General features: G+C 63.0%; 23 protein-coding genes and 1 tRNA gene. 8 read left to right on the top strand and 16 right to left on the bottom strand.

Features of this window, described 5'->3' with window-relative positions; translation table 11 throughout:
- The first annotated feature begins 24 nt into the window (after positions 1-24).
- Positions 25-798: a hypothetical protein gene (locus tag JQ575_RS19900; protein ID WP_212034904.1), complete on the top strand. Its 774-nt coding sequence runs from the start codon at positions 25-27 to the stop codon at positions 796-798.
- A 39-nt stretch (positions 799-837) separates the two neighbouring features.
- Here the strand turns inward: JQ575_RS19900 and JQ575_RS19895 are convergent, their stop codons facing one another.
- The 4 genes from JQ575_RS19895 to JQ575_RS19880 form a co-directional block, all read right to left on the bottom strand.
- A complete protein-coding gene (locus tag JQ575_RS19895) occupies positions 838-1,275 on the bottom strand; it encodes a DUF1489 family protein (protein WP_212034903.1) in 438 nt (145 codons plus the stop codon).
- Positions 1,276-1,314: 39 nt separating this feature from the next.
- A complete protein-coding gene (locus tag JQ575_RS19890) occupies positions 1,315-2,337 on the bottom strand; it encodes a hypothetical protein (protein WP_212034902.1) in 1,023 nt (340 codons plus the stop codon).
- Positions 2,338-2,500: 163 nt separating this feature from the next.
- On the bottom strand, positions 2,501-2,704 hold the full coding sequence (locus JQ575_RS19885) for a hypothetical protein (protein WP_192733742.1): 204 nt from the start codon (positions 2,702-2,704) through the stop codon (positions 2,501-2,503).
- A gap of 277 nt (positions 2,705-2,981) precedes the next feature.
- Complete coding sequence (locus JQ575_RS19880) at positions 2,982-3,638, bottom strand: glutathione S-transferase family protein (RefSeq protein ID WP_212034901.1); 657 nt, start codon at positions 3,636-3,638, stop codon at positions 2,982-2,984.
- Positions 3,639-3,739: 101 nt separating this feature from the next.
- Here JQ575_RS19880 and JQ575_RS19875 point away from each other — a divergent pair, with 101 nt between their 5' ends.
- The 3 genes from JQ575_RS19875 (at position 3,740) to JQ575_RS19865 (ending at position 6,534) form a co-directional block, all read left to right on the top strand.
- Complete coding sequence (locus JQ575_RS19875) at positions 3,740-4,417, top strand: DUF599 domain-containing protein (protein WP_192733744.1); 678 nt, start codon at positions 3,740-3,742, stop codon at positions 4,415-4,417.
- A gap of 901 nt (positions 4,418-5,318) precedes the next feature.
- A complete protein-coding gene (locus JQ575_RS19870; protein ID WP_212034900.1) occupies positions 5,319-5,987 on the top strand; it encodes a hypothetical protein in 669 nt (222 codons plus the stop codon).
- A 403-nt stretch (positions 5,988-6,390) separates the two neighbouring features.
- Positions 6,391-6,534 (top strand): hypothetical protein, encoded by a 144-nt coding sequence (locus JQ575_RS19865; RefSeq protein ID WP_212034899.1) that lies wholly within the window; start codon positions 6,391-6,393, stop codon positions 6,532-6,534.
- A gap of 72 nt (positions 6,535-6,606) precedes the next feature.
- Here the strand turns inward: JQ575_RS19865 and JQ575_RS19860 are convergent, their stop codons facing one another.
- The 4 genes from JQ575_RS19860 to JQ575_RS19845 all read right to left on the bottom strand — a co-directional run bounded on the left by JQ575_RS19860 (position 6,607) and on the right by JQ575_RS19845 (position 10,109).
- Positions 6,607-7,284, bottom strand: a complete 678-nt coding sequence (locus JQ575_RS19860) for a nitroreductase (RefSeq protein WP_212034985.1) — start codon at positions 7,282-7,284, stop codon at positions 6,607-6,609.
- A gap of 187 nt (positions 7,285-7,471) precedes the next feature.
- Positions 7,472-8,293 carry a universal stress protein gene (locus tag JQ575_RS19855; RefSeq protein WP_212034898.1) on the bottom strand — a complete coding sequence of 274 codons (822 nt, stop codon included), beginning with the start codon at positions 8,291-8,293 and terminating at the stop codon, positions 7,472-7,474.
- A 98-nt stretch (positions 8,294-8,391) separates the two neighbouring features.
- Positions 8,392-9,234 carry a hypothetical protein gene (locus JQ575_RS19850; RefSeq protein ID WP_212034897.1) on the bottom strand — a complete coding sequence of 281 codons (843 nt, stop codon included), beginning with the start codon at positions 9,232-9,234 and terminating at the stop codon, positions 8,392-8,394.
- 56 nt (positions 9,235-9,290) lie between these two features.
- Positions 9,291-10,109 (bottom strand): aldo/keto reductase, encoded by an 819-nt coding sequence (locus JQ575_RS19845; RefSeq protein WP_212034896.1) that lies wholly within the window; start codon positions 10,107-10,109, stop codon positions 9,291-9,293.
- Between the two features lie 318 nt (positions 10,110-10,427).
- Here JQ575_RS19845 and JQ575_RS19840 point away from each other — a divergent pair, with 318 nt between their 5' ends.
- The gene (locus JQ575_RS19840) at positions 10,428-10,721 is read left to right on the top strand and encodes a DUF1127 domain-containing protein (RefSeq protein ID WP_212034895.1); all 294 of its coding nucleotides are present in this window, start codon (positions 10,428-10,430) and stop codon (positions 10,719-10,721) included.
- A 117-nt stretch (positions 10,722-10,838) separates the two neighbouring features.
- Here JQ575_RS19840 and JQ575_RS19835 read toward each other — a convergent pair whose 3' ends face one another.
- Positions 10,839-11,180, bottom strand: coding sequence for a DNA-binding transcriptional regulator (locus JQ575_RS19835; protein ID WP_212034894.1), 342 nt, complete (start codon positions 11,178-11,180; stop codon positions 10,839-10,841).
- 128 nt (positions 11,181-11,308) lie between these two features.
- Positions 11,309-12,742, bottom strand: coding sequence for a magnesium transporter (mgtE, locus tag JQ575_RS19830; protein WP_212034893.1), 1,434 nt, complete (start codon positions 12,740-12,742; stop codon positions 11,309-11,311).
- Positions 12,743-12,843: 101 nt separating this feature from the next.
- Between mgtE and JQ575_RS19825 the strand changes: the two genes are divergently transcribed.
- The gene (locus JQ575_RS19825) at positions 12,844-13,689 is read left to right on the top strand and encodes a polysaccharide deacetylase family protein (protein WP_212034892.1); all 846 of its coding nucleotides are present in this window, start codon (positions 12,844-12,846) and stop codon (positions 13,687-13,689) included.
- Between the two features lie 130 nt (positions 13,690-13,819).
- Entirely contained in the window at positions 13,820-15,097 is a 1,278-nt protein-coding gene (locus tag JQ575_RS19820) for a polysaccharide deacetylase family protein (protein WP_212034891.1), read from the top strand.
- Positions 15,098-15,107: 10 nt separating this feature from the next.
- Here JQ575_RS19820 and JQ575_RS19815 read toward each other — a convergent pair whose 3' ends face one another.
- From JQ575_RS19815 to JQ575_RS19795, 5 genes are all read right to left on the bottom strand, one after another.
- The gene (locus tag JQ575_RS19815; protein ID WP_212034890.1) at positions 15,108-16,514 is read right to left on the bottom strand and encodes an aspartate aminotransferase family protein; all 1,407 of its coding nucleotides are present in this window, start codon (positions 16,512-16,514) and stop codon (positions 15,108-15,110) included.
- A 131-nt stretch (positions 16,515-16,645) separates the two neighbouring features.
- Positions 16,646-17,680 carry a histone deacetylase family protein gene (locus JQ575_RS19810; RefSeq protein ID WP_212034889.1) on the bottom strand — a complete coding sequence of 345 codons (1,035 nt, stop codon included), beginning with the start codon at positions 17,678-17,680 and terminating at the stop codon, positions 16,646-16,648.
- A gap of 150 nt (positions 17,681-17,830) precedes the next feature.
- Positions 17,831-18,217, bottom strand: a complete 387-nt coding sequence (locus JQ575_RS19805; protein WP_212034888.1) for a hypothetical protein — start codon at positions 18,215-18,217, stop codon at positions 17,831-17,833.
- 209 nt (positions 18,218-18,426) lie between these two features.
- Positions 18,427-18,511: transfer RNA gene (locus JQ575_RS19800), tRNA-Leu, on the bottom strand.
- Between the two features lie 98 nt (positions 18,512-18,609).
- Positions 18,610-18,852 carry a FliM/FliN family flagellar motor switch protein gene (locus tag JQ575_RS19795; protein WP_074276133.1) on the bottom strand — a complete coding sequence of 81 codons (243 nt, stop codon included), beginning with the start codon at positions 18,850-18,852 and terminating at the stop codon, positions 18,610-18,612.
- Positions 18,853-18,926: 74 nt separating this feature from the next.
- Between JQ575_RS19795 and lipB the strand changes: the two genes are divergently transcribed.
- On the top strand, positions 18,927-19,655 hold the full coding sequence (lipB, locus tag JQ575_RS19790) for a lipoyl(octanoyl) transferase LipB (RefSeq protein ID WP_212034887.1): 729 nt from the start codon (positions 18,927-18,929) through the stop codon (positions 19,653-19,655).
- Positions 19,656-19,758: 103 nt separating this feature from the next.
- On the opposite strand, the gene JQ575_RS19785 is transcribed toward lipB, so the two are convergent.
- Complete coding sequence (locus tag JQ575_RS19785) at positions 19,759-20,190, bottom strand: hypothetical protein (protein ID WP_212034886.1); 432 nt, start codon at positions 20,188-20,190, stop codon at positions 19,759-19,761.
- Positions 20,191-20,246: the final 56 nt, after the last annotated feature.

The raw sequence follows: 20,246 nt of genomic DNA, 5'->3' as shown, positions 1-20,246 counted from the left end.
AGGGATAGCGGGGGAACTGCCAGCATGGGTGCGCGATCGATAGCTACGGTGATATTCGGCGGACTGCTGACGATGATCGCAGCCGGTTTCGCCCAGGCACAGGCGCCGACACCAGATCGACCGCCGGTCGGCGGCATCGGCCAACTGCCCGATGCCATGATCTTCTACGTCGCGCGCGGCACGGTCGGCGCTTGTGGGCCGGGCTGCTCGGAATGGATCGCCGCCGAAGGCACCGTGCAATGGGACACCCACAAGCGCCTGATCAACATTCTCGACAGGACCGCCGGGCGCAAGCTTCCCGTCGTTATTCACAGCTGGGGCGAGTCAAATCTCAACGTCGCCACCAGCCTTGGCCGGATTCTGCGCGGCCGCGGCATCGATGCCACGATCGGACCAACCGACGTCGAAGCTTGCCGGGGAGTAGCGGAAGCGGATTGCTTTGCCCTCAAACGTCCCGGCGGGCCGCTCGACGCGAAGGTGAAGGTGCCGGACGAGCCGTGCGATCTGGCTTGCGTGCTGATCCTGGCCGGCGGAGTCCATCGCACGCTGCCGGCCGGCGCCAAGGTGATGTTGACCGGCATGGCCATTCGCAACCGGTTGGCGCCCAACATTTCCAGGGAGGAACGCGTAGGCGCGACGGCGCGATTTGACGAATTGTTCCGCATCTACCTGCGCGACATGGGCGTTGAGACCGAGTTGCTCGATATCGTCGAGAAGACCTCTGACGTCCGCCGCCGGATCGAATTGCCGCCGTCCGACTGGACGCGGCTGCACCTCGTCACCGCGACATCCCTGTGATCAGCGGCGCACGGGGAAGAACACCAACTCATTCGAGGTTCAAAGCAGCCCGAGGTCGCGCAGTTCCCGCCGCATCGGCTCCGGCATCGACGCCACGACCGCGGCGGACTTGCCGAGGTCGGCCGGCGCGCCGTCCTCGGTCAGATAGCGCCAGCCCTGGAACGGGCGCATCGGCCGCGGCGAAACGGCAATGACCTTGGGCTGCATCACCAGGCGGCACCGTCCGATACCGTCCTTGTCGCGGAACGGCTCGATCGCGATCAGCTTTTCGCGCGCCGCGATCTCTCCCTTGATCACCCAGTAGAGCGAGCCGCCGGCAAGCAGTTCCTCGTCACGCTTCGGCGTCATCCGGGTGACGTGGATATGGCGGAGCGGCAAACCCTTTTTCTTGGCGGTTGCCATCCGTTCGGCAACCCAGCCCTTGAGTTCTTTGACCGACTCGCAGCCAACGGCGAGCTTGATGAGATGAAGCGGCATGGATCCGGGTTTAGCGGGCCGCGCGCCGTTTGAAAACGATCATTCGTTGGCGGGCGCAGCAGCTGTGGATGACGCCGTCGGTGCTCCCGGCGCCCCCGGTGCCGGCGACAGCTGGACCGGCGCGGCCGGCGTGCGTTTCGGCGCCGGCGGCTGTTTTTTGGCTGCCGCCAGCGCTGGCGACGCTGTTGCGGTCGGTGTGGCCGGCGCGGCGGTAGTTGGTGTTGCTGCGGCCGGGGCCGGACGCGGTGAAGCCGGTGGATTGGCAGCAGCCGGCGCGGCGCGTGCGGCGGGCGGCTCCGGGTTCATGATGCTGATGGGCGGGGTATTGGCCGCGCTCGGAAATTCGGCATTGGTGGGTTTGCCAGTGGGCATCGACGGCGGCAGCCCCGCGAGCAGCCCCGGGGATGTCGCAGCCAGGGGCGGCGCGTTCCATGACGGCGCATAGCGCGTGATCAGGTTCTCGTAGAGGCGCTCATCCATATTGGCGACGACCTGGCGCTTGTCAGCCAGCGCGGCGAACGCCGCGCATGCAGCCGGCGTGCAATGGTCGCGCGCCATCAGCACATAGGCCATCAGCCCGTAGCGGTCGCGCTCAACGGCGCGGCGCAGGGCCTGCAACTCGGAACTCGTCGCCTTGTCGGCCATGGCAGCATCGCCGAACCCGGTCAGGCGGGTGATCTGGGACGCCGCATAGGTGACTGCGGCAGCGACCGAGTCGGCGGACCCGAACAGCGTCTTCTCGCAGGCGTTGAGGACGGCATCGCCGGCGAGATCGTCGATACAAGAGAGCTGCGGCAACGCTGCGCTGACCGAAGCCACCCGGGTCCCAGCGGACGAGACGGCGCCATCCGGCCCGAAGCTGCGGATGGTCGCGGCGACAGCGACGACGATCGCGAGCAGCGTCATGACCGTCAGCACGCCATTGGCCACGGATTTCTCCGCGCGCAGCAGCGTGATCAGAACGATGATTCCCAAAAATCCCGCCGAGGCCAGCGTCAGCCACATCGGAAAAGTCGGTGTGCGCCAGATCTGATCCAGCGAAGAAGCCCAGTCCCAGCTCATGCGCGGTGTCCCTCACGCAGCATAACGCGATCAGCGAATGCGTGTCTGCCCGCATTCACTCCCGACAGAATGGTCCTGCGAACGGGGCCTTTTGACGGCGAGCGATATGGAACCGCATCAACCGCTGGTTTGCACACAGCTCTCTCAGGAGACCGTGAGCGGCTCAGGAGACCGCGAGCTGGCTTTCCTTGGCTACCCGTTCGAAGGCTTCCGTCGAGCTTTTGATGCGATACTGGCAGTCGTCACCGTCGGTCGGAAGCAGCCGGATCACCTCATAGGTGCCGCTGGCGGCCGGTCGGGCAACGTTGCTGGCAGTGAAATAGACAGTCTCTCCAACGGTGAACTTGTGCTTCAACGCCCTCTCCATCACGCAAGATTGTCGGCGGCGCTTAGTTGTCCCGCTAGCGATCGGCCGACTTGAGAACCCTGCGTCAACCTAGCACACCAAAGGCCCAAAAAGCCAGCAACATCGGGGCCTTACGAAAACGGATATTTTACAGATATTTCAGTGTGTTAAATGCCCGTTTGGGGGAATTTGCATAGCCGCTATTCCGGCCGCAATTTCCCCTCGCCCGGCCCCAAACCGCAGCCAGGGCGGGTACGGTCAGGACCATTGGAACCGGACGGGCCAAGCGCCGCCTGCCTCAGATCGCCTCCAGCCGTTCGATCAGCATGGTTTCGGCCAGCCCGTCGCGGGTCCACTCCTGGAACGCCGGCAGGGCGTCCATCGCATCGACGTAGCGCTGCGCATCGCCAGTGACCGGAATCGCGTAGGTGCGGAAGCGATGCACGACCGGTGCGAACATCGCGTCCGCGCCGGAGAAGGCGCCGAACAGGAACGGCCCCGCTTTGCCATAGCGCTGATGGCACTCGGCCCAGATCGCCTGGACCCGCGCCACATTGGCCTTTGCATCATCCGACAGCGCAACCGCACGGACCGGGCGATGCAGGTTCATGCCGCATTCGTTGCGCAGCGCCATGAAGCCCGAATGCATCTCCGCCGAGATCGAACGCGCATGGGCCCGAGCCGCGCGATCTTCCGGCCACAGTTTCGCTTGCGGGAATTTTTCGGCGAGATACTCGATGATCGACAGCGAATCCCACACCGTGACATCGCCATCGACCAGCGCCGGCACTTTTCCCGCATCGCTGAAGCTCAGGATGCGCTGCTTGTCGGCCGAGTTGTCCGTGTACAAGGGAATCACGACCTCCTCGAACGGAATATTGTTGGCGCGCAGCGCCAGCCACGGCCGCATCGACCATGACGAATAGTTCTTGTTGCCGATGATCAGTTTCAACATTTCAAGGAAATCCTGTTGGGATCGCCATCATGGCATAGTGCACCGCAATCGTTCAACCTGTACATCTGACCCGAGCACGCGACGACGACGGGGAATGCAGCATGACCGGATACTGGGTCGATATCGCGGCCATCACGTTCTTCGTCGTGGAGTGGACGGTTTATGCCTTCACCCTCGAACGTACCGCCTACGGCCGGGACAGCCTGTCCGCCCGCATGCATATCTATCGCGAGGTCTGGATACGAAACCTGCTCGATCGCGAAACCCGCATGGTCGACATGCAGATCATGGCTTCGCTGCAGAACGGCACCGCGTTCTTTGCCTCCAGCAGCCTGATCGCGATCGGCGGCGGGCTGGCGCTGCTGCGCGCCACCAACGACGCATTGGCGGTGCTTGCTGCGCTGCCGATCGATCTCAGCCCCTCGCCCGCTCTGTGGGAAATCAAATGCGTCGGGTTGATCCTGATCTTTACCTACGCCTTCTTCAAATTCTCCTGGGCCTATCGCCTGTTCAACTATGTCGCCATCCTGCTCGGCGCGATGCCGCCGGCCTCGGAAAAAGGCACCCCTGAGGCGGAAGCCCATGTCATCCGCACCACGCGATTGTTCGAATCCGCGGGCCAGCATTTCAATCGCGGCCAGCGCTCGTTCTTCTTTGCGCTCGGCTATCTCGGCTGGTTCGTCAGTCCCTGGGTATTGTTCGTCACGACAGCCATGGTCGTGATCGTGACCTGGCGCCGGCAGTTCGCGTCGAATGCGTGGAAGGCGATGGGAAGCTGAGGGAGACGCGAACTCTCTCCGCGTCATTGCGAGCGTAGCGAAGCAATCCATTCTATCGTTACCCGGCGCGATGGATTGCTTCGCTGCGCTCGCAATGACGGAAGATACAGTTTCGCCTTCTCGCGGCACTGTGCGCCCGAGGTTCGAAGGTAACTTTCGCTCCCTCTGATGACAGAGGGCGCAGGGAATGCCGGATGCGCGCTGCACCCGCGATCTCGTGTGCGAATTGTGCTAAGTAGGCTGCACACGAGCATACAGGGCAGCGGAGAACATCCGACATTCCCTGCGCAATGGCTTTACGGCTTATGACGCGCTCTCCCCGGTGAGACGGCCTCTATTGCCACCGTCGCCCCTCGGAAGCGTTGGCTTCCGAAAGACTTGACGCCGTTACGGGCGCCAGGACCACACGCTTTCGCCGTACGCTTCAGCCGCGACCGTCAATCGCAACATCGGCGTCCACCGCGACCCGCCCCTCGTTGTGACGATGGCCAACGCCCCTCTGAGTGGGACGGGATGGATGAGAATGTGCCGGTGATTTGGGTCAAAGGAAAGGGAAATATTTTTGCTTTTCCGAAATTTGGAGCTTGACATGATTTCCGTAAATCGGAATTGATTTGCCCGTCGGGTTGATTTGTCGCAGCCAAAGCAATCCCATCCGGCGTCATTCCCCGATGCGCAATCGCGCATCTGAGGGCGATGCGCAGCATCGAGCCCGGAATCCATTGAGCGACAATGTACGCGGCCTGATGGATTCCGGGCCCGCGCTACGCGCGTCCCGGAATGACGGGAGACCATCCGCCCTACCCTCTCTGGAGCCGCGATTGAACTTTCAAGCTGGCATGAGCGACAGACGACACGGATAATAGCGGGTTGGGATGGCCGACCGCATACCGGACAATCCATGCGCATTCTTCTTTCCCTATCGCTTTTGCTGTTTGCCAGCTCTGCGTCTGCGCAACCCGCGCCTGCCGTCGACTGCAACGCGATCAAGAACTCCACGGTTCCCGTCGAGTTGGCCTATCATGGTCAGGACGGGACGAGGAAGCTCGTTCAGGCCTATCGAGACTCATCGGGCGGTAACGTCGTCTGGATTCGGGAGATACCGCCGTCGACCCGCCCAAACCCACCCGTTTTCGTGTCGAAGGCAATTTATGTCGATGGAGCCCTCGCATCGTCGGAGTGGTGGACGACGTATGTCGGCAAATATTCGCATCGTACCGCGAAATATGCGGCCGATGGACTGCCCAGGAATTTTGATCGTCGATCGGACGTGACCTACACGATGCGCGTGCTGACAACGGACGGCGAGCATACCACCGAGGAGAAAACCAGCACGACCTCCTACAGATTCAGGTCAGAAGGAACAACCGCGGTTGGATCCTGCGTTCTCCGGGTGATCCGTGGCGAGAGCGAAAACACCAACGATGCCGGCCGCACCCGCCGTACCTTTCAACTCTACTTTCCCGAACTGCAGATATCCGCCACGGCGACCGATGCAGAGCCCATTGTGGATGGCCTCAGCACGGTTCTTTCCGAGATCAAGCCGGTCTGCGCCCGCAGGGCGGATTGAGCTGTGGAATTACCGAGCCCCTCTGCCCGTCATTGCGAGCGAAGCGAAGCAATCCATATCGCCTCGACCCACCAATGGATTGCTTCGTCGCTTTCGCTCCTCGCAATGACGGCAATCTGCGAAAGCATGCACGGCGAGTTAGCAACAGCGTAATCCGCCGTTCGTCGAAAACAAAAGCGGCGGATTACACCTTCGGCTCCAATCCGCCTACGGACCTGCAGATGATGGCCTGCCGCGTCGCGATGCCGCGATCTACGATTCCGACGAGACGTCGGTGATGGCTAACGCTCGAGGGCGCCACTACACGTTCCGTTGAACGAAACCGTTCTTCAACACCACGAAACGCTCCTGAAACAAGACCGTCGCAATCTCTGCCCATCAGCACCCGGAAAAGGAGGATGGAATGAGTAAATTCATTCTCGGAGCCATCTTGTTGGCAGTCGTCTCAGTGCCTGTTTACAATTTCATCTCGGCAGCCCGCGATACGAAAGCGGCAACGTTCTCCGAGCGGTTTGCTCCCATTCTCAAATCGCCGACCGCGAGCTGACAGGATAAAGGCAGTGAACTTGCTGGCATTTTGGCCGGTATTGGCCTCATGCATGCCGGCCCGTCTGCGCGCCTAGTTCTCGAAACCGACGAACACCGTCGCTTCCTCGACAGACTTGCGTTCGGACACGACCGCATTTGCCGGGAAACTTTCATCCGGCCAGCCCAGTGCGATACTTTTCATGATGACCTGATCGTCGGCTATTCCGGCGTGCTCGCGTACCACGGGTGATTGCATGATGCCCTGGCTGTTGATCACGGCGCCCAGCCCGCGAGACCAGGCGGCATTGACCAGGGCGGTCGCCACCGCGCCGCAATCGAAGGGCGTATCGTCGCTACCGTCAAGCACGCGGTCATAGGTCACGATCACGCATACAGGGGCGTCGAATTGACGGAAGCCGCGCAATACCCAGTCCTGGCGCCCTTCCTTGTCATCGCGTGCGATCCCCATTGCGGAGAATAGCTGCTTGGCGACCCCGACCTGCCTGTCGCGGTGCGGACCTGCAAAACCCTGACCGGTGCGGAATTCGCGCGACTGCGGTATGCCCGCCACCATCCGCTCGGTGTTGCCGGCGCGGATCCGGTCCAGCGGTTCGCCGGTGATGACATAGAAATTCCAGGGCTGGGTGTTCATCGACGACGGAGCGCGCATCGCCAGAGCGATGATTTCCGCAATCAGCTCCCTGGGTACCGGATCGGGCTTGTAACCGCGGATACTTCGGCGACCGAGAATAACGTCATCAAACTTCATGTGTCTAAGATTCCCCAGATGATTGCTGAACTGACCCGGATTTTCGCGGTTTCTTCGCCTTCGCGCAAGGAAGACGTGAGGTTCGGACGTACCGTCACCTCGGGCAGTCTGATCAGGCAGTGGCATCCGGCTTGCGTCAAGCAAGCCCGTAGGACCTCCTACCAGCTGTCACCGCAACAAGAGCCGATCAATGCGACATCAATGTCGGCTTGGTCATCGAGGCAAGCATACCACGCGTCGTCCCACCCAGAATAAATTCCCGCAGCCGGGAATGCCCGTACCCGCCCATGACAATGAGGTCGGCACCTGTATCGGCTGCATATGACAGGATTGCATTGTAAACATGGATCTTGCTGACGGGGATGCGCTCAATCGTGGCGTTTACTCCGTGACGAGCCAGGTGGGTCGCGATGTCAGCACCCGGAAGGTCTGCGCTTTTGGCGCTCTGAGTGTCCGCAACAACAATACTCGTCGTGCCGGAGCGGATAAGAAACGGCAGGGCATCGGCGACCGCTCGGGCGGCTGCCCGGCTGCCATCCCAGCACACCATGACATGATCGAGTTTGAGGCGCTCCTTCTGAATGAAAGGTACGATCAGCACCGGTCTTCCGGATTCGAACAGCGCGGCCTCAAGGACGATATTCGTGGTTCGATGATCCCGGTCCCCTTCAAATTGGCCAATGACGGAAAGATCGAATCGTCTTGCGATATGCGCAAACTGGGTTGGTCCGTCGCGGACGTCAGTTTCAATTCTGCGTGTTTCGGCTGAAACGCCGGCGCGACGCGTCGCCTCGTCAAACGCGGTCGCCACGGACTCTGCGCGTTTGTGAGCTTCAACTTGCTGGACTCGCATAAAGTTAGCGGACAGGTCAACGTCACCAACCACTGCCGGATAGAAGGCGGTCCCCATGATGTGTGCGCCGAATGTTTCCGCAACCGACAAGGCGTAATTGGAAACGCCATCTTGCGATGTACCGTAAGACAGGTTGACAAGAATGTCTTTGATCATGGCTCTGCCTCCAGTTAGGTGATCGCGCATCTACCAGTTCATTTATCCCGGGGCGGCTATTCCCGTTAGTTCGCGCCGGGAAAACGCATCGAAAAATATCACGAACCAGCGAAATCCTGCACCGTAAAACTGAGGTCGAGCACCTTCCATTCGCCGTAGCGGTCGGCCGGCAGCATCGCATAGGGCTGGCAGGCTTGCAGCGCGCTGATGGCGCTGCGCATCAACAGCGGGCCCTTGGCCGAAGCGCTGGCCTCGATCAGCTGCGGTTCCGCCGCGAGCTTGCCGTCCTGGCCCATGAACACGCGCAGCTTGACCTTGACGTCGTCGGAGCCTTTCAACGCGGGCGGAAGTTTCGAGCAGGTCCGCAAGTGCCGCCGGAACGCCGCGACGACGCTTGAATTGATGTCGGCGGACGTGGTCGCGGGCGCGTCGAAATTGTCTTTGCCCTTGTCGCCGGATGACGGCGCGCTCGGTTCCATCGGCGGCGGCAGACCGAGCATGACGTTGTATTTGACCGACAGATCAGGCTCGGGCGGTTTGTAGGCCGGCGTCTGCGTCACTCCCTGCGGTGGCGCGGCTGGCGGCGCCGGGCTCGGTGCGGCCACTGCCGCCTGCTTCTGTGGCGGCGGCGGAGGCGGCTGTTGAACCGCAGGTGGCTGAACCGCAGGCGCCGCCGACGCCGCGGGCTTGTCGAGCGCGGTGAAATCAGGCTGCGGCGTCGGCGTCGCAGCCGGTTCGGGCGTCTTCTCGATCTCGGCCTTCTGGGGGATGTCCTGCTTTTCAGGAATGTCTTGCGGCGCGACGATATCGACCGCGATCGATTCAGGTGCGGCCGCGCCGAACGGATGCACGTCGGAGAACACAAGCAGCAACGCCAGCAGCGACAGATGGGCAATCGCTGAAGCCGTCATGTCCGAAGGTATGATCTGGCGCAGGTTCATGAAAACCGAAGGGCCTTGCGACGGGCCTTGAGAATACCGCCCGGCGCGACCGCGGCTCAATCCCATTTCGGTGCGAAGCCGAAATCGGTGAGCCGGCGATTGGCGCTGCCCATCTCGGAAATCTCGCGCATGTCGGCGTCCGACAGTTCGAAATCGAAGATCTCGATATTTTCAGACAGCCGCTCCAGCTTCGAGGTCCGCGGGATCGCCGCCACGTTCTGCTGCACCAGCCAGCGCAGGCACACTTGCGCCGATGTCTTGCGATAGCGGTCGCCGATCCGCAGCAGGGCCTGGTCGTTCTTGACGCGGCCCTTGGCGACCGGGCTATAGGCCACGACAGCCATGCCGTGGCGCGCGCAGGCTTCGATTACTTTGGTCTGGTCGAGATAGGGATGGTATTCGACCTGATCACAGACCAGCGGCTCCGGGCACGCCGCCACCGCCTCCTCGATCAGGGCCACGGTGAAATTGGAAACGCCGATATGGCGGGCAAGCCCGAGCTGCTTGACCCGCGCCAGCGCACCCAGCGTCTCCGACAGCGGCACCTGCGGATTGGGCCAGTGCAGCAGCAACAAATCGATCTCGGTCAGGCGCAACCTGACGAGACTTTCCTTCGCCGATCGCTCGAGATCATTGGGCGCGAAATGCGTGGTCCAGATTTTGGTCGTGACGAACACCTCGCCGCGCTTGACGCCGGAGCCGCGCAGCCCCTCGCCCACTTCGCGTTCGTTCTCGTAGGCCTGCGCGGTGTCGATGTGGCGATAGCCGAGCCGCAGCGCCTGCTCGACCAGACGCGCGCAGGTTTTGCCGCGCAGTTCCCAGGTGCCGAGCCCGATCGCGGGGATTTTTGCGCCATTGGCTTCGATGAAGAGCATCGCCCCATTATGGGCTGAGGGAAAGGCCGTGCCAACACATTACGTTTTCGTGCGAAGTGGATTGCGGCTCGCTCGCCTCCAGGATGCGAGCCACACCGGCACATCCCTTGATTTGGCACGATTTCCGTGGTAGCTACGCTTCATGATCAACGTCGTATGCACCGCGAACCGTAAAAACATGACCCGCTCTCGCTGGGCCGTGGAAGGAGTCGCGCGCTAGAAATTCGACGACGCGATCTTTTCACCAGGCCCCGCCGGCATCGGACGGGGCCTTTTGTTTGGCCATGCTCCCTGCCCGCGCAACAGCAGGAGCATCCGATGCCACCCCAACAGACGAACATCACATCCGGGACCGAGCGCGATGCCGCAGGGCTCGGCCTCGACCTGCCCATCGCATTACCAATGGCCGCATCGACGCGGAACGTCCTCGGCTTGCTCAAGGGATATTGGCGTGCGTTTCAGGCGCGGCGCCAACGCCAGAGCTTGGCCGACATGAACGACAGAGCGCTGATGGACATCGGCCTGACGCGCGGTGAGGTCGACTACATCTCACCTCAACGCGCTATCGATAGGATCAGAGATAGCTACCTATTGAACCGTGTTGGGATGTAACCGATCAACCGTCACATGCGGACTGCGCTTTGCAAACAAGCGGCGGTCAGCGCGGCTGCTTGCCTTCGTTCAGCTAGTGTCAACCAGGCTATGGCTGCGCCTTGGTGAGTCCGCGTGCTAGATGGTAGGCGATTCCGTGGCGAGCGCCGCGAACACGGTCTCCGGCGAATGGGCGATGACGGCGAGCAGCGCCCGCGCCGGTCCGCGCGGCGCGCGTTTGCCCTGCTCCCAGTTCCGGATGGTCTCGACCGGCACGCCGAGGCGAGCGGCGAATTCGAGCTGGGTCAGGCGTGAGCGGCGTCGCAGGTCACGAACGGCCGGAAGCGGCGCATTTTCGACTGCCGCAGCGGCTGCAGGCACCGCAAGCGCGGGCCCGGGCATCGTAGGCGCGAGCGGGAACTCCTGCCCGTCGCGCAGTTCCACGATCCGTCCGTCTGCCTTTAGCCGCAAGCGCTTCATGTTCGATTCCCGATCCGGGAATCATCGGCCAAGCGCGTTAAGGCCCGATTAACGATAGCCAGAGCGTTTTCAAGCGAAGTGGACACCGGTTCGCGTGAAGAAAACGCGTCAAACAAAAAAAGCCCGCCTCACTTCAGCCCGAACCACAGCGTGGCGATGCCGAGGAACGAGAAGAAGCCGACCACGTCGGTAATCGTGGTGACGAAGGTGCCGGAGGCCACCGCCGGGTCGGCGCGGACCCGCTCCAGCACCATCGGGATCAGGATGCCGCCGAGCGCGCCGGCGATCAGGTTGACGACGATCGCAAGCCCGATCACGACGCCGAGGCCGGGGATCTTGAACCACGCCACCGCGGCCACGCCGGTGATCACGGCAAAGGCGAGGCCATTGACGAGACCGACCATCGCCTCGCGCAGGACCACGCGGAGCGCGTTGTTGGAATGGAGTTCGCGGGTCGCCAGCGCCCGCACCGCCACCGTCATGGTCTGGGTTGCGGCATTGCCGCCCTGGCTCGCCACGATCGGCGCCAGCACGGCCAGCGCCACCATCTTTTCCAGCTGGCCTTCGAACAGGCCGAGCACCGAGGATGCCAGAAACGCGGTCGCCAGATTGACCAGCAGCCAGTTGAAGCGGGCGCGCGCGATGGTCCAGACGCTGTCGGACAATTCTTCGTCGCTGGTGACGCCGCCGAGCGCCTTGAGGTCTTCGTCGGCCTCTTCCTCGATCACGTCGACGACATCGTCGATGGTGATGACGCCGACCAGCCGGTTGGTGGTGTCGACCACGGGGGCTGCGACCAGATTGTATTTGCCGAACATCCGCGCGACCTCTTCCTGGTCGTCGAGCACGGAGACGCGGCGGCGGTCTTCCTCGATCAGGTCGGCCAGCGGCACCGGCCGCCTTGCCCGCAGCAGCGTGTCGAGCGAGACCGCGCCCTGCCAGTGCTGGTTGGCGTCGACCGCGTAGATTTCATAGAACCGCTCCGGCAGGTCCGGGGTGTCGCGCATGTAGTCGATCGCCTGCCCGACGGTCCAGTCCGGCGGCACCGCGATGAATTCGGACTGCATCCGCCGGCCGGCGGAGTTTTCCGGATACAGCAGGCTGCGCTCCAGCGCGTCGCGCTCGGACGGCGGCAGCTTTTCGAGGATTTCTTCCTGGTCCTCCTCGTCGAGGCCTTCGAGCAGTTCGACGGCGTCGTCCGATTCCAGTTCGCGAACGCCTTCGGCAACCGTCTCCGGTTCGAGCTCTTCGAGAATTTCCTCGCGGACGGCTTCGTCGACCTCGTTGAGTGCGGAAAAGTCGAAATCGGTACCCGTCAATTCGACCAGCGCCACGCGGTCGTCGGGTTCGAGCGCGCCGATCAAATCGCCGAGATCGGCCTCGTGCAGTTCGGCCACAAACTCGGAAAGCGACGGGCGGTCGGCGGCCTTGATGGCGCGGGTGATTTCCTCGACAAACTCGTGGCGGATGTGGCCCTCTTCATCCCGCATCAGGGCGGGATCGAGCGTCCACCCGTCAACAGGCCGCGTGGCGGCGGTGGCAACGTCGATATCCTCGGCCATGCCGTGCCTCACCGGTTTGACAGAACTTGCGTTTGAGTTATCGCTGCTCGCATTACCCAATCGGCGACGCAAAGCGCAATGCTAAAGATGTACAACGGCTGATGACCCCGGGATTCACCAGGACGCTCTGCACAGCCGTCGCGGCCGCGACGGTGTGGACGGCTGCGGCCACGGCCGCCGAATGCCCGCGCAAGGACGCGCTCGGCACCTCACGGGTTCTGCGCGTCGATGCCGCTACCTCACCGCGCGTCGGCCTGAAGAGCTTTCCGCAGACCCTGCCGCTGCAAGACCGTGAAGTGGTCCTGACCTTCGATGACGGGCCGTGGCCGGGCACGACGCCCCAGGTGCTGGCCGCGCTCGCGCGCGAATGCGTGCTCGCCAGCTTCTTCCTGATCGGCAGGTCGGCTTCGGCGCACCCCGAACTGGTGCGCAGGATTGCAGCCCTTGGCCACACGGTCGGGCACCACACCTGGTCGCATCCCAACATCAAAACCATGAAGCCGGATGCGGCCGTGGCCGACATCGACAAGGGCTTTGCGGCGGTTGAAAAGGCGCTTCACGGCACCGCAAGCGCGACCCCGGGGATCGCAAGCGCGACTCCAGGGATCGCAAGCGCGACCCCGACGACGCCGTTCTTTCGCTATCCCTATTTCGAGATGACGCCGGCGACGCTGGACCTGCTGCAAAACCGCGGCATATCGGTGTTCGGCGCCGACCTCTGGGCCAGCGACTGGGAGCCGATGAAACCGGCCCAGCAGCTGAAGCTGCTCACCGAGCGGCTGCAGGCCGCCCGCAAGGGGATCATCCTTCTGCACGATCCCAAGGCGCAAACCGCGGCCATGCTGCCGGCGTTTCTGCGCTATCTCAGAGACAACCATTACCGCGTGGTCCATATCGTCCCGGCAGCCGCGGCGGCCACGGCCGCAACGGTCCAAAACCCGAAATAAGTGTGGTATTTCGGCCATTAAGGCGGCATTCATGGCCCGCCGTTAAGGATTGCAAACAAGGCATTTTTCGAGTGAACCGAATACCGGTCCGCGCGGACCAAAGTTCGATTGGGAATGAAGCCGGGGTTCAATGATCGCTAGCGCAGGTATGGGGCTCCGTCAGCGGGCATCGAATACTTTTTCAGTCGTATTTCTCCTGGGAATGCTGACCGGCGCCACGGCGCAGGCCGCGCCGGCCGTCTGTCCCGGGCATCCCGATGCGCTGGGCACGTCGCGCACGCTGGTGGTCGACCCGCGGCAGTATCCGCTGATCGGCACGATGCAATATGCCAAGACGCTGCCGCTGGAAGATCATGAGGTGGTGCTGACCTTCGACGACGGTCCGCTGCCGAAATACAGCAACCAGATCCTCGACATCCTCGCCGCCCATTGCGCCAAGGCGACCTTCTTCCTGGTCGGACGGCAGGCCAACGCCAACCCCGAAGGCGTGCGCAAGATGCGCGATGCCGGCCATACCATCGCCACCCATACCCAGAACCATCCCGGAAACATGAACCGGCTTTCGATCGATGGCGCCAAGAAAGAGATCGAGGACGGCATCGCGTCGATCACATCAGCGCTCGCCGACGGCACCGCGCCGTCGCCGTTCTTCCGCATTCCGGGTCTCGGCCGTTCCGACGTCATCGAGGCATATGCCGAAGCAAAAGGCCTGCAAATCTGGAGCGCGGATTTTCCCGCCGACGACTGGCGCCCGGTCTCCTCGCAGCGCGTCTATGACCTCGCGATGCAGCGGCTCGAGGCCAAGGGCAAGGGCATCCTGCTACTGCACGACATCCAGGCCCGCACCGTCGCCGCCTTGCCGCGAATCCTGAGCGACCTGAAAGCCCGCGGTTACCGCCTCGTTCATGTCGTGCCGGCGACGCCGGACCGGCCGGCGACATCGACCGATCCGTCGCAATGGCAATTGCATCCGGTTTCGGAGCAAGTGGCGACGTCACGCTGGCCCAAAATTCCGAATTTTGCCTATGCCGCGACCGCGGCCCTGCCCGCGCCCGCGCTGGCGGATTCCGATTGGCGCAATACGGCGCCTGCGGACCGCGCGCAGCGGCGCGCCTTGCGCGACGCCTTGTGGTCGCGGCAGGTGACGCTGGTGCTTGATCCGCCCGCGCTGCCGGTCCCGGCGCCGGGCGTGTTCAAGCTTCCGGAATCGATCCGCGTGACGATGCTCTATTCGCCGCCATCCGCACGCAAGGTCGAGCCGACCGCGCCTGCCGCGCACGAAGTGTCGGCCAAGCAGGCGGCACGCCCCGCCAAGCATGCAAAGCATGGCGGCAAGGGCGCCGCCAAACATGCTGCGCAGGTCAAGCCGGCCAAGAAGGTGCGCATGGCCGGCTTGAAGAAGCGTTAGAACTTCCGCTTTACCCCGCCGCCGACTGCGCACGGCCCAGCAACCCGCGTTGCTCGGCCACCGCGTGTGCTTCGTCGAGCGCCGCCGCCACCGCGTCCATCATCTCGTCGATCTGCTCCGCCGTGATGATCAGCGGCGGGCAGACGAACACCGCGTCGGGACCGGCGCGGACGATGACGCCGCGCGCCATCGCGCCCTGCTGGATCAATGCGCCGATGCCTTCGGCCGGCGGCAGCGGCCGGCGTGTGGCCTTGTCGGCGACCAGTTGCAGCGCGCCGATCAGTCCGACGCCGCGCGCCTCGCCCACCAGCGGATGCGAGCCGAGCGCGCGCAGCCGCGATTGCAGATGCGGCGCCAGCGCTTTCACTTGGCTGACGATGTCGCGTTCCTTGTAGATGCGCAGCGTTTCCAGCGCGACGGCGGCGGCGACGGGGTGACCGGCATAGGTGAAGCCATGGGCAAAATTGCCGAGCTTGCCGGCATGCTTGGTGATGGTTTCGGCGATGGTGTCGCTGATGATGGTGGCCGAGATCGGCAAATAGGCCGATGACAGCGCCTTGGCGACGGTCATGATGTCGGGCTCGATGCCGAACGTGTCGCAGCCGAACATCTCCCCGGTACGGCCGAAGCCGCAGATCACCTCGTCGGCGATCATCAGGACGTCGTACTTGCGCAGCACCTGCTGGATGCGCGGGAAATAATCCGCCGGCGGCACGATGACGCCGCCTGCCCCGTTCACGGGCTCAGCGATGAAGGCGCCGATCGTATCCGGCCCCTCGCGAATGATCATGTCCTCGAGATTGGCGACGAGGCGATCGACGAACTGCGCCTCGCTCTCGCCCGGGCGCCCGTACAAATAATGGCTCGGGCAGTCGGTCCGCAGGATGCCGCCGACCGGCAGATCCCATTCGGTGTGGTTGGCGGGCAGCCCGGTCATGCTGCCGGAAAACACCGTGATGCCGTGGTAACCGCGGACGCGGCCGATGATGCGCTTCTTGCGCGGCCGGCCCAGCGCGTTGTTGTAGAACCAGACGATCTTCGCCGCCTGGTCGTTGGCCTCCGAGCCGGAATTGGCGAACAGCACCTTGCCGAGCCCCTTGGGCACGATCTTCAGCAGTTCCTCGGCAGCCTCGATGCTGGGCTCGGTCGAGCGGCTGTTGAAGATGTGGTAGGTCGGCAATTGCTCCATCTGGCGGCGCGCGGCCTCGACCAGGCGCTTTTCGCTGAAGCCGAGCGAGGTGCTCCACAGCCCGGCCATACCCTCGAGATAGCGTTTGCCGGTTTCGTCGTAGACATAAACGCCCTCGCCGCGCGCGATGACGAGCGGCCCGTCGGTCTTGTGCTTGTCGAGATTGGTATAGGGATGGATGAGCGAGGCGACATCGCGAGCCGCCAGGGAGTTGGGTCTGCCCGTCATTGGATTGATGCTCCGATTCTTGTTGATGGGTGGGAGCAGACCACGAAAAGCATGTTCCCGCCATTTCGCATTCTAGAGCCTTTTCCGTTTCGATTGAATCGAAACGGGCTCTAGATTCTTTTTTTGACGCCTCAGCCTGCGCGGGCCGACAGAAATCCGCCAAGGAAGCTGCCGAGATTGCGGCGCAGGGCGTCGACGGCATAGCCGCCTTCCTGGATGATGACGCTGGGCAGCTTTTGCGCCCCGATCCGCGCCCCGATGGCGCCGAAGCCCGCGGTGGTGACCCGCATCATTTCCGACGAATCTTCCTCGAATGCATCGAGGCCGAGTGCCACCACGCAAGCTTCCGGCTCAAACGCCCTGACCGCCGCAAGCGCGTGGTCCAGCGCCGCCAGATAGGGCTCGTCCGATGTGCTAAGCGGCAGCGGCAGATTGAGGTTCTTGCCGAACCCTTCACCCTCGCCGCGTTCGCCGGCATAGCCAACCTGCCAGGGATAGCCGGTGTTGGGATCGCCATGGATCGAGACGGTCAGGACGTCGCCGCGTTCCCAGAAGATGCCCTGCGTGCCGTTGCCGTGGTGCACGTCGACGTCGAGCACCGCGACGCGGGCGAACCGGCCGCGCAGATGCTGGGCCGCCAGCGCCGAATTGTTCAGGTAGCAGTAGCCACCGGCGAGATCGGCATAGGCGTGGTGGCCGGGCGGACGGCACAGCGCGTAGCTTTCGGACGCGCCGCTGCGCACGGCGTCCGCCGCTTCCAGCGCGCAATTCGCCGAAGAGGCGATCGCCCGCCAGCTGTGCGGGCCGATCGGCACCGAATTGCCCGAGAGGAAGAAGCCGAGCTGGCCTTCGAAGCTTGTCGGCAGTGTCTTCATCTGCCGCATGGCGTAGCTGTTGGCCAGCACGAACGGGCCGCGCGGCTCGGGCAAGGTCTGCCAATTGTCGTAGGCATTGGCGAGGAAGTGGATATAGCGCGGGTCATGCACGCTGAGCAGCGCGTCGCGGCCAAAATCGCGCGGCGTGCGGATCTCGTGCGCGCCGTCGCGCAACGCCGCCAGCAACTGGTTGGCGCGCTCGGGCGATTCCCGCACTGCGATTTTCACGCCGCGCGAGATGAAATGATCGGGATCGTGCAGCGCGTTGTCATCGGAATAGACGGCCAGCATCGGGTCGGGCACTCCTCGCAATTCTTGTGCTGTGATCGCAGCAAGTTCTATGCCGCGCAACATTCACCGCATGCATGGCATGCCGGCAGAGCTGCCGACAACCATGCGACGTAGATCGAGGATGTCAAAAGCAGTGCGCGAGATTGGGGATCAGTTCGTCACGATCTTGGCGATGCAGAGCAGGATGACGAGGGCGAGGAACAGCAGGTCGATATAGGCCTTGATCTCGCCGGCGTGGCGAAGCCCGCTGACCTCAGCGACGATCTGCTTGCGCGAGGCCGCGGCGGCAGCGGCGGTGCTCGGCCCCTCGGCGGCGACCTTGGCCAGACGCCGCGCCTCGATCTCCAGCCGCTCGATGCGCTGAAAGAAATAAAACGAACGCAACGCCGAGGCGGCATGCATGGCGGCATAAACCAGCACGAGGATCGCCACCACCGCGCGCTGCGGATATTTGTCCAGGAAGTTAAGGGCGAAATAGACCAGCGCCAGGAACACGAAATTGGAGACGAATCGATAGGCGTAGCCCAGGAAAATCATTCACGTGCCCCGGATGGATTTGGAAGTGCCGAATTACGGTCATCGGACCGGGTAGCCGGCGATGTCCTGTTGTTCTACGCGAACGGTGTAACAGCAAGGCTGCTTCCGCCTGCCCCGGCGATCCCCAGCTGTTTCGCCCCTGCGGCACTGCGTAGAATCACGCGTTTCTCACCGAATCGAATGGGTTGGACCCAAACTGCATGATTTTGTGGTGCGCTCGGAGGGACTCGAACCCCCACGATTTTACTCACTGCCACCTCAAGGCAGCGCGTCTACCAATTCCGCCACGAGCGCTTGGGATACCGGCTGGAAGGATTTAAGGCCTGCCGGATCAACGGCGCCGATGTAACAAATCAGAGATGGAGGGACAAGGCGGTTTTGCGACCGAATAACTACCTAACACCCGGTAATTTCGGCAGCATTTGCTTGACTTCGACCGCGATCCGGTTGCGATCGACCAGGACCACGCCGGAAGCCACCGGAAGGTTGTTGGCGAGGATCTTGACCTCGTCCGCCTCGGTGGCGTCCAGTTCGATGATGGCGCCGCGGGAAAGCCGCATCACCTGGTGGATAGGCATCGTGGTGGTGCCGAGCACCACCATGAGATCGACGCTGACTTTATCGAGGGTGGCCACTACGAAACCGCCAAACTTGGACTAGATCTTGGACTAAATTGGGTGGTTTCACCTGACCACGTTATGGTTAGCCAATGGTTAATGACCGCCAAAGCCTTGATTTGACGACCTTCGCGCAGTCCCCTGATGGCAGCGATGTCGAATGGCGGATTGCGGCCAAACCGGTGCCCTACCCCGACGCCGTGGCTGAAATGGAGATGCGGGCGGCCGCGATCGCGGACGGGCAAGCGCCCGAGCTGGTGTGGCTGTTGGAACATCCGCCGCTCTACACGTCCGGAACCAGCGGCAAGGCCGGCGATCTGCTGGACCCGCGCTTTCCGATGTATGAGACCGGGCGCGGCGGCCAGCTCACCTATCACGGCCCCGGCCAGCGGGTGGCCTATGTGATGCTCGATTTGAAGCGCCGGCGGCCGGACGTGCGGGCCTATGTCGCTGGCCTGGAGGAATGGATCATCCGCACGCTCGCCGCCTTCAACGTGCGCGGCGAACGCCGCGAGGACCGCGTCGGGGTCTGGGTCAACAGGCCGGACAAGGGACCCGGCCATGAGGACAAGATCGCAGCGATCGGCGTGCGGCTGCGGCGCTGGGTCTCGTTCCACGGCATCGCCATCAATGTCGAGCCGGAACTGTCGCATTTTTCCGCGATCATCCCCTGCGGCGTCGTCGATGCCAGATACGGCGTCACCTCGCTGGTCGATCTCGGCCTGCCCGTGACGATGGAAGACGTCGACGTCGCGCTCCGGCAGGCCTTTGAGGACGTGTTCGGCGCGACCAAGGCCCGCCTGCCGGAAGCGATGATCTAGGATCGCTCCTCCGGCCTCTCGGGCATCAGGATAGCGCAGAAACTGCCAAGGCTTGGCCGCTCAAGGTGATGTTACGCTCGAAGGTCCGCAACTCGACCATGGCCTAGGCGCGATCGTTGTTGCTGACCTGCGCGAGGCGTGCACGCGCACCGTCCAGGAGAATTCGCGAGTAGAGCTTGTGAAACCAGAGCAACGACGCGAACAGTATGTCGACGCGTGGCTCTCCGGTCGCTTCGGTCGTTTCTGCCAGGACGGCAGACCCGAAAAACAGACGGGTTGCAGGTGTGGCCCCTCCCACTTGCGATGCAACCATGAGCCACGACCTCGTTTTGCCGCTGATGATATCGCGCAACAGCACCTGATTGGCGCTTCGGTCTTCCACTCGCCAGCCCGAGAAGTGATCGATTTCTCCGATCGCCAGCTGATTGACCTCAAGATCCGTCGAGGGCTTGGACAAGAACAAACCCAGCAGGAACCGTTCGATCTTGAACGCCGTGCCCGTGTAAAACGCCTCGACATACGCTGCGTGGGACACGGCCCCCGCCACGTCCAATGCATAGCAGTCCGTGTAAGCTCCAGCGCCCGCATATC

This window comes from Bradyrhizobium sp. JYMT SZCCT0428, assembly GCF_018131075.1.
GTDB lineage: Bacteria > Pseudomonadota > Alphaproteobacteria > Rhizobiales > Xanthobacteraceae > Bradyrhizobium.
Note: the sequence above shows the minus strand (reverse complement) of the source record. Positions and strands in the feature narration are given on the sequence as shown.

Coding starts and splice junctions, on each gene's coding strand:
- JQ575_RS19900 (WP_212034904.1), top strand. CDS start 25: ATGGGTGCGCGATCGATAGCTACGGTGATATTCGGCGGACTGCTGACG.
- JQ575_RS19895 (WP_212034903.1), bottom strand. CDS start 1,275: ATGCCGCTTCATCTCATCAAGCTCGCCGTTGGCTGCGAGTCGGTCAAA.
- JQ575_RS19890 (WP_212034902.1), bottom strand. CDS start 2,337: ATGAGCTGGGACTGGGCTTCTTCGCTGGATCAGATCTGGCGCACACCG.
- JQ575_RS19885 (WP_192733742.1), bottom strand. CDS start 2,704: ATGGAGAGGGCGTTGAAGCACAAGTTCACCGTTGGAGAGACTGTCTAT.
- JQ575_RS19880 (WP_212034901.1), bottom strand. CDS start 3,638: ATGTTGAAACTGATCATCGGCAACAAGAACTATTCGTCATGGTCGATG.
- JQ575_RS19875 (WP_192733744.1), top strand. CDS start 3,740: ATGACCGGATACTGGGTCGATATCGCGGCCATCACGTTCTTCGTCGTG.
- JQ575_RS19870 (WP_212034900.1), top strand. CDS start 5,319: ATGCGCATTCTTCTTTCCCTATCGCTTTTGCTGTTTGCCAGCTCTGCG.
- JQ575_RS19865 (WP_212034899.1), top strand. CDS start 6,391: ATGAGTAAATTCATTCTCGGAGCCATCTTGTTGGCAGTCGTCTCAGTG.
- JQ575_RS19860 (WP_212034985.1), bottom strand. CDS start 7,284: ATGAAGTTTGATGACGTTATTCTCGGTCGCCGAAGTATCCGCGGTTAC.
- JQ575_RS19855 (WP_212034898.1), bottom strand. CDS start 8,293: ATGATCAAAGACATTCTTGTCAACCTGTCTTACGGTACATCGCAAGAT.
- JQ575_RS19850 (WP_212034897.1), bottom strand. CDS start 9,234: ATGAACCTGCGCCAGATCATACCTTCGGACATGACGGCTTCAGCGATT.
- JQ575_RS19845 (WP_212034896.1), bottom strand. CDS start 10,109: ATGCTCTTCATCGAAGCCAATGGCGCAAAAATCCCCGCGATCGGGCTC.
- JQ575_RS19840 (WP_212034895.1), top strand. CDS start 10,428: ATGCCACCCCAACAGACGAACATCACATCCGGGACCGAGCGCGATGCC.
- JQ575_RS19835 (WP_212034894.1), bottom strand. CDS start 11,180: ATGAAGCGCTTGCGGCTAAAGGCAGACGGACGGATCGTGGAACTGCGC.
- mgtE (WP_212034893.1), bottom strand. CDS start 12,742: ATGGCCGAGGATATCGACGTTGCCACCGCCGCCACGCGGCCTGTTGAC.
- JQ575_RS19825 (WP_212034892.1), top strand. CDS start 12,844: ATGACCCCGGGATTCACCAGGACGCTCTGCACAGCCGTCGCGGCCGCG.
- JQ575_RS19820 (WP_212034891.1), top strand. CDS start 13,820: ATGATCGCTAGCGCAGGTATGGGGCTCCGTCAGCGGGCATCGAATACT.
- JQ575_RS19815 (WP_212034890.1), bottom strand. CDS start 16,514: ATGACGGGCAGACCCAACTCCCTGGCGGCTCGCGATGTCGCCTCGCTC.
- JQ575_RS19810 (WP_212034889.1), bottom strand. CDS start 17,680: ATGCTGGCCGTCTATTCCGATGACAACGCGCTGCACGATCCCGATCAT.
- JQ575_RS19805 (WP_212034888.1), bottom strand. CDS start 18,217: ATGATTTTCCTGGGCTACGCCTATCGATTCGTCTCCAATTTCGTGTTC.
- lipB (WP_212034887.1), top strand. CDS start 18,927: ATGGTTAATGACCGCCAAAGCCTTGATTTGACGACCTTCGCGCAGTCC.